The sequence below is a fragment of the Photobacterium sanguinicancri genome, from assembly GCF_002265265.1.
Taxonomy (GTDB): domain Bacteria; phylum Pseudomonadota; class Gammaproteobacteria; order Enterobacterales; family Vibrionaceae; genus Photobacterium; species Photobacterium sanguinicancri.
In genome coordinates, this window is sequence record NZ_NOIF01000267.1 from 1 (window position 1) to 4,571 (window position 4,571).

General features: G+C 42.2%; 5 protein-coding genes. 3 read left to right on the forward strand and 2 right to left on the reverse strand.

Translation table 11 applies throughout. The annotated features are described in order from the left end of the window. Positions 1-63: 63 nt before the first annotated feature. The gene (locus ASV53_RS22780) at positions 64-1,245 is read left to right on the forward strand and encodes an MFS transporter (RefSeq protein WP_094958813.1); all 1,182 of its coding nucleotides are present in this window, start codon (positions 64-66) and stop codon (positions 1,243-1,245) included. Positions 1,246-1,380: 135 nt separating this feature from the next. On the opposite strand, the gene yghU is transcribed toward ASV53_RS22780, so the two are convergent. After that, complete coding sequence (gene yghU / locus ASV53_RS22785) at positions 1,381-2,238, reverse strand: glutathione-dependent disulfide-bond oxidoreductase (RefSeq protein ID WP_094958809.1); 858 nt, start codon at positions 2,236-2,238, stop codon at positions 1,381-1,383. Positions 2,239-2,296: 58 nt separating this feature from the next. After that, the gene (locus tag ASV53_RS22790) at positions 2,297-2,842 is read right to left on the reverse strand and encodes a TetR/AcrR family transcriptional regulator (RefSeq protein ID WP_094958810.1); all 546 of its coding nucleotides are present in this window, start codon (positions 2,840-2,842) and stop codon (positions 2,297-2,299) included. Positions 2,843-2,999: 157 nt separating this feature from the next. On the opposite strand from ASV53_RS22790, the gene ASV53_RS22795 reads away from it, so the two are divergent. Further along, a complete protein-coding gene (locus ASV53_RS22795; protein ID WP_094958811.1) occupies positions 3,000-3,593 on the forward strand; it encodes a hypothetical protein in 594 nt (197 codons plus the stop codon). 36 nt (positions 3,594-3,629) lie between these two features. Then, positions 3,630-4,487: an SDR family oxidoreductase gene (locus tag ASV53_RS22800; RefSeq protein WP_094958812.1), complete on the forward strand. Its 858-nt coding sequence runs from the start codon at positions 3,630-3,632 to the stop codon at positions 4,485-4,487. Positions 4,488-4,571: the final 84 nt, after the last annotated feature.

Below are 4,571 nucleotides of genomic sequence, written 5' to 3' on the forward strand. Positions count from 1 at the left end.
AATTTGATGAATATACTAGTCCCATACTTTCAAAGACTAATCAGTAAAAGAATTGAGATGATTATGAAAAAAGAAAAAATGCCATTGCAGGTATGGATTTTAACACTAGCGGCATTCGCTATAGGTACTGCAGAATTCGTGATAGCAGGTCTGCTTCCGCAAATTGCAACGTCACTATCAATTACAGAGGGGCAAGCTGGTTATCTCATCAGTGCGTACGCATTAGCCATTGTTTTTGGTGGACCGATTCTAACGATATACCTCGCGCGATTTAATAAAAAAGCGGTGCTTGCCAGCTTGATGGTGCTGTTTATTCTTGGTAACGCGATGTCAGCATTTGCACCCAACTACACAATTTTAATGATAAGCCGAGTAATAACCGGCTTAGTCCAAGGTCCTTTTTACGGTATTGGTGCGGTTGTCGCGACAAACTTAGTGTCTGAGAAAATGGCAGGCCGAGCGGTTGGTCAGATGTTTGCAGGTTTAACATTGGCGAATGTACTGGGTGTTCCTGGCGGTACTTGGATCGGGTTGCAATTTGGTTGGCACAATACTTTCATTACTGTGGCTGCTTTAGGTTTAGTCGCGATGGTATTCATTCTGGGCGTGGTTAAATCAACGGGTCATGGTGAAGCAAAAGATGTGAAAGCACAGCTAATGGCATTTAAAAACCCAATGTTGTTGATGAGTTTGGCCATCACGGTATTTGCATGGTCTGGCTTCATGACGCTTTACGGCTACATTGCACCTATTGCCACTCACATTACAGGCTACGGTGAAGAAGCCGTAACTTGGATTTTGGTTATCGTTGGTCTAGGTCTGATTATTGGTAACACTGTGGGCGGACACTCTTCTGATAAGAACCTTCATAAAGCATCAATGTTCTGGGCATTTGCGATGATCGTTTCTTTAGTTCTGGTGGGCTTAACCGTTGATAATCAGGTCTTATTTGTTGCCGCCGCATTTGTTTTTGGTATCGCTTCTTTTGCAAACGTACCCGCCATGCAATTACGAGTAATGAACCACGGTGGTGAAGGTCAAGAGCTGGCAGCGACAGCAAATATTTCAGCGTTTAACTTAGCGAATGCATTCGGTGGCTTTCTTGGTGGCATGGTATTGGACAGCCATATGGGCGCAGGCATGATTCCGTACGCAGCAATAATTGTTCCTGTATTTGGTTTAATATTGATTTCGATTGCTAATAAACGAGAAACGCTTGCATTTACATCAGCAGATCAATATTAAGTAATACACTCAAAAGAGTCGCTTGATAAAAATAAATAACCCTACGGACAATAAGAAGAGTACCCAGCCTTAGCTGGGTACTTCTGTATTAAACATGGTGAAATATTAAGTAATTAGCATCTAGCGTAAGGTGTATTAGCTTTGCTTCGCCATTACTTTATCAATATCTTCTGCGCTATGGCGTTCAGGCACTTGTTCCCATTCTTCACCCCAAGACCGATTGACTAACCGACCGCGCTGCACTGCTTCACGATCTGCAATTTGATGAGCCCATCGCACAACATTTTTATAGCTGGCGACATCAAGGAATTCAGCAGCATCGTATAGTTTGCCAAGTACTAAATTGCCATACCAAGGCCAAGTGGCAATATCTGCAATCGAATATTTATCGCCTGCTAAGTAAGTATTGTCGGCTAATTGTTTATCTAGCACATCTAACTGGCGTTTTGCTTCCATGGTGAAGCGATTAATTGGGTATTCAAATTTTTCTGGAGCATAGGCATAGAAATGGCCAAAGCCACCGCCTAGATAAGGCGCAGAGCCTTGCAACCAAAAGAGCCAATTCATGGCGCTTGTACGTGTTGCTAGGTCTTTAGGTAAGAAGTGACCAAATTTGTCTGCGAGATAGAGCAATATCGCGCCAGATTCAAACACGTTAATTGGTGTTTTACCTGAGTTATCGACTAATGCAGGGATTTTTGAATTTGGGTTTATACCCACAAAGCCAGATGAAAACTGATCACCGTCGCCAATACGAATAAGATATGCGTCATATTCTGCTTCTTTAATACCAAGTGCTAATAACTCTTCAAGCATGATGGTAACTTTTTGCCCGTTTGGTGTGCCCATCGAGTAGAGCTGTAATGGGTGTGAACCAACAGGTAACGCTTGTTCGTGTCTTGCACCAGAGTCAGGGCGATTGATGCTTGCCCACTCGCCACCGTTTTTGCCGTCCATTTCCCAAACCTTAGCTGGGGTATATACCTTTGCCATAGTGTGTCCTTTTAATTGACATCATTGTGATAGAGCGCGATCTCGTTAGTCTAGTTGGTTATTGTAAACACCGACTTGCTTGAGCAACAACATAATCTGTGTCGAGCTCGGTACCTATCATGGTTTGATGGTTTAGCAATCCAAGTAAGATTGTGTATAGCGTATTAGAGTGCTCTGCTGAAACATAAGTCGTCAACATAGTGAGGTATTTCTGATTAGCGAGCTGCATGCACGGATCTTCTGCAATATTGTCGATACCAATTACGTCGATATAGTCTGATACTAGCTTCATCTCTTGGAAAAAACGCGGTGCCATTTGTTTAAAAATCAAAGTGAAGTTTTCGAGTTGTTGAGTGATGGAGGCCGAGGTGGCGAGTGGCCGTCCTGCCAGTACATCTTCATCTAGGTTAACAATAGCTTCAGTCGCAGCCCGAAAGAGTTCGTCTTTAGTTTTGTAATAGTAATAAACTGCACTTTTGCTCATCTCAAGCTTGTCACAGAGCTGTCTCATACCAATATTCTTATAGCCGTGCTCTAAGAAAATAGCGGTTGATTTCAATGCGATTTCTTGGCGTTTTTTATCATGATCGACGATTTTTGGCATTTTATTCTCTTTGTTCTGCTCGGCAATATCAATGCAGTATACCATCAATATTTGATTGCTGACCACTTGGACTAAAATAGATCTTTACTTGGATGGTGGGATGCTCTATTTTTTAAAAGGACCAAGTGGTCTAAATAAAATAATTGAGGATAACGTAATGAAAATTGATTGGCACTTTCCACCTGCTAGGACTGGGTTCTTTGGCGTCATAGATAAGTTGATAGGCCCAGGCGCGACAAAGGCAGAGAAAAAACTGCAGCTTTATATTCCGTTCATGGCTGGGTTTGCTGTCGTTGCTTATGCTTATTTGAATGCGTTTGGGTGGGGCTGGGGGCAATATCTAATTGCTGGCTTAATTACGGTTGATATTGTCGGTGGCATTATCACCAATGCAACATCCAGTGCTAAACGTTGGTTTCATCGCAAGGGCCAAGGTTTTAAGCAGCACATGGGCTTTATCAGCATTCATTTTGTGCAACTGACAATGCTTAGTTGGGCTTTTCTAGATTTTGATGTGTTTTGGATTGCCTCTGTTGGCGGTTATATGATGTTAGCGAGCGCTGCAATTCTGCTAACACCATTATATTTACAACGCCCAATTGCACTAATGATGTATGCACTTGCTATTGTGCTTACTACTTATCAGTTTAAAGCGCTGCCTGATTTGACGTGGTTCTTACCTTTGTTTTACCTGAAGCTGCTACTTAGCCATGTATTACGTGAAGAGCCATATCGCCCTGAACATGAATAATGGTTAAGGCATAATCTATTCGACGAGGTAAGCCGTATGGGCAAGGCAAAATGTATTTTAGTGGCGGGTTCAACGGGGTATTTAGGATCGCACATCATCAAACGTTTATTGGATGAGCAGGCTGATTTTAAAGCGCTAGCAAGAAGTAAAAACAAGTTACTGGCACTTGGAGTCAAAGAGTCGCAGATCATTGAAGCGCAAGTCACAAACCCAGGTGAGTTAACAGGAATTTGTGATGACATTGATATCGTGATCTCATGCCTTGGTATCACTAAACAGCGTGATGGGCTTAGCTACCAAGCGGTCGACTATCAAGCCAACCTTAACTTGTTGTTCGAAGCGGAGCGAGCGGGTGTGCGTAAGTTTATTTACGTATCAGCCTTTAATGCGAAAAAGTATCCAGCTGTGCGGTTATTAAAGGCTAAAGAAGCGTTTGCCAAACGTTTATTAGCGTCAGAAAAACTTACTCCGTGTGTGATAAGACCGAACGGTTTCTTTTCCGACATCAGTGACATTTTCAATATGGCAAGATCAGGACGAGTATATTTATTTGGTCGTGGTCATTTAAAATTAAATCCAATTCATGGTGCCGATCTCGCACGTTTTTGTCTTGAAGCCATTAGTAAAGAGCAACAAGAAATGGATGTTGGTGGCCCAGAAATCTTATCAGTAAAAGCAATAGCCCAGATCGCTTTTACTGCTCAACACAAGCCAGTCAAGATCACTTATTTACCCGACTGGTTACGTGTTTTTCTGGTGGCTATTTTTAAGCGGCTACCAGTAAAGTGGGGTGGACCTGCCGAGTTCTTTTTGACTCTGATGGGAGAAGATGCAATAGCTCCAAGTTATGGGGAGCATAGATTGGTCGATTTTTTTGCCACGTTGGAAAAATAGTTTACTTGTGATTTATAAACAACACCCAGCTTTGTAACTGACACATATTAATGTATGACTCGTAATAACAATATAAGTTAATAT

What these genes read in the sequence shown, in the direction of transcription:
- ASV53_RS22780 (WP_094958813.1), top strand. Translation starts at nt 64, where the DNA reads ATGAAAAAAGAAAAAATGCCATTGCAGGTATGGATTTTAACACTAGCG.
- yghU (WP_094958809.1), bottom strand. Translation starts at nt 2,238, where the DNA reads ATGGCAAAGGTATATACCCCAGCTAAGGTTTGGGAAATGGACGGCAAA.
- ASV53_RS22790 (WP_094958810.1), bottom strand. Translation starts at nt 2,842, where the DNA reads ATGCCAAAAATCGTCGATCATGATAAAAAACGCCAAGAAATCGCATTG.
- ASV53_RS22795 (WP_094958811.1), top strand. Translation starts at nt 3,000, where the DNA reads ATGAAAATTGATTGGCACTTTCCACCTGCTAGGACTGGGTTCTTTGGC.
- ASV53_RS22800 (WP_094958812.1), top strand. Translation starts at nt 3,630, where the DNA reads ATGGGCAAGGCAAAATGTATTTTAGTGGCGGGTTCAACGGGGTATTTA.